Source organism: Colwellia sp. F1, assembly GCF_056238625.1.
In genome coordinates this window covers 1-2,310 of record NZ_JBWDLI010000091.1, presented here as the reverse complement: position 1 = coordinate 2,310, position 2,310 = coordinate 1, and the positions used below count along the sequence as shown (strand labels likewise).

Annotated in this window: 3 protein-coding genes; all 3 read right to left on the bottom strand. The window is 44.7% G+C overall.

The features are described 5' to 3' along the window. Positions 1–131 precede the first annotated feature (131 nt). Entirely contained in the window at positions 132–593 is a 462-nt protein-coding gene (gene tagD, locus AC0UA9_RS17595; protein WP_125748454.1) for a glycerol-3-phosphate cytidylyltransferase, read from the bottom strand. 26 nt (positions 594–619) lie between these two features. After that, positions 620–1,519, bottom strand: a complete 900-nt coding sequence (locus tag AC0UA9_RS17590; protein WP_475662060.1) for a glycosyltransferase family A protein — start codon at positions 1,517–1,519, stop codon at positions 620–622. Positions 1,520–1,628: 109 nt separating this feature from the next. Continuing rightward, positions 1,629–2,310, bottom strand: a 682-nt coding sequence (locus AC0UA9_RS17585) for a glycosyltransferase family 4 protein (protein WP_475662058.1), incomplete at its 5' end; no start/stop codon positions are given.

The window sequence follows — 2,310 nt, the reverse complement described above, 5'->3', positions numbered from 1 at the left end:
ATAAACGATCATTGCGCGGGAAGCATCCGCCGATCAAGCATAGCGGCAACCATGCTAGCTGTTTTGCTAAACGAAGTGTGTAAGAGGACATTGTGATTTCCTTGGCACTGCCGCCAACAATCAAAGAAATATTAGCCGAAGTCTTTTCTTAACGTATCGAGCACGTCAAAGGCGTTCATTAACTCTTCCCGTGAAACGCTATAAAAAGGATTAAGTGAACGTTTCAATTGAGTCGTAGAGACACCATCGGTACGTGGCAGGTATATCACTTCACAGTGGGGTGAAAGAAAGTCAAAGTGGCCCTTCCAATCATCACCAATAGCAAAGGTGTCGACTGAATAGCGCTGGATATCCTGAAGCTTTTGCTCCCAATCGGTCTCGGGAATCACCTGATCGACATAGCGCAAGGAGCGTACAATCTCAGCGCGGTGCTCAAATGGAATCAACGTGCGCTTGCCTTTGAGCGTATTAAATTCATCCGTTGAGATTCCCACTACCAAACGGTCTCCCATCTCAGCCAATCGTCTTAGCAAATTCAGATGGCCAATATGAAACATGTCAAAGGTGCCATAAGTAATTACTGTCTTGGTCATGAGTGTTGCCCCTTTGCTTGCTCAGATTATTTAATACAGCGACGTAACTGAACGTAGTAAGGTTGAGGCACTAGTAATGAGATAGCATGCAGCCATAAACGCATGTTCATCCCTCCCCATCTTAATGCTTCTAAATCCAAGCGTACTGATTGGCCAAGCAGTTTCTTCTCAACAGCCCAAGAAATAACTTTGCGATTTATTGCCAAACGCAATTGCCGCCTCTCACCACGCTTTAATGTAGACTCATACTTTTTAAAAAGATCAACACCAGGATGTAAACCGACAAGGTTGCGTTTATCTCGAGTAATATCGCTGTTTTCCAGAAGCCATAAAGTAGTTACATTGGCGTTATAGTGAATCTCTTTTAATTCACACAGCACTTTCAACCAAAAATATACATCGCCACCGCGGCGATAAAGCCCAGCAGGAAACCCTCCCATAGATAAAAACCGCTCACGCCTAATACACGCCCCATTCATATGAATAAAGTCGAACAGCGCAAAGAACTCCAAGGCTTCCAAGCGGCTCAGGCGGCCACTAGGCTTCCCTTTTATTCTCGGCAACCGCCTCCAGCCTTCCATCTTTTGGTAAGCATTGACGTATAATTCAATATCAGAGTACTGAATAATTGCATTAGCAAAACATGACAAGTGGTCTGATAACATAATGTCGTCAGCATCAAAAAAGACCAACCATTCACTAGTTGATTTATCTGCCCCTAAGTTACGAGCAGCATATCCCCCTGCCCCTGGAGAGTCGCGCTGAAAAAGTCTTAACAGACCGGCCTTCTCATGCTGTTGCAAAATTTCTAAAGAGCCGTCTGTAGAGCCATCGTCTACGGCAATCACCTCAAAATCTTTAAAATTCTGCCTATATATACACTCAAGTGAATCATTTAAAGTATTCACCTTGTTATAGACCGGCATGATTACGGAGAAGAAAGCCATAACAATAGGTTCTCATAAGTTTACTAGGAGCAGGATAAATTCTTTTTATCTATAAGATCATTTATCCATAACAAATAGTTTTCTATCTTCAGACCTCATTAACAGCACTATTATTCGCTAACTTTCTCTTTAGGCTACACGATACTAGGCTGTGTATTTCCATCGATCTAAGCATTACCGCATTAACTTTGTGAACATCGTACTTATTTTTAGCAATTTCATACGAACGTCTGCCCATGGTTCGTACCAGGTCGGGACTATCAATGAACGCCTGCATAGCACCCTCAAGCGAATCGACATCTCTAACGGGTATCAAATAGCCATTATCACCCTCAATGACAGTCTCACGGCATCCAGGTGCATCGGTAGTAATCACCGCCCGCCCCATCGCCATGGCTTCCAACACTGAACGAGGTGTGCCTTCCCGATAATAGCTGGGGAGTACATAAACACTGCAGTTCGAGATTGCCGGGCGTACGTCATTAAGCCAGCCTAAATGATCAATTGAGCCCTCCTTTACCCAAGTGTCCAATTCTTCCCGGGTAATCGTATCGGGATTACTATCAATGTCACCGGCCAGTTGAAATTCTATTTCGGGGTGCCGCTGTTTAATTCGGCGTGCAGCCTCAGCATATTGACGCACTCCTTTGTCGCCCAACAGGCGAGCAATCAGTAAGAAGCGTGGTGGGCCTGCGGGTACAGGCACTAGCGTATAATGGTCCATGTCTACCCCTGAACCATTGAGAACTTGCGAAGGTACCTTCTCAGGT

Bases quoted from the DNA above. Each gene is read 5' to 3' on its own strand.
- tagD (WP_125748454.1), bottom strand. From the start codon at position 593: ATGACCAAGACAGTAATTACTTATGGCACCTTTGACATGTTTCATATT.
- AC0UA9_RS17590 (WP_475662060.1), bottom strand. From the start codon at position 1,519: ATGCCGGTCTATAACAAGGTGAATACTTTAAATGATTCACTTGAGTGT.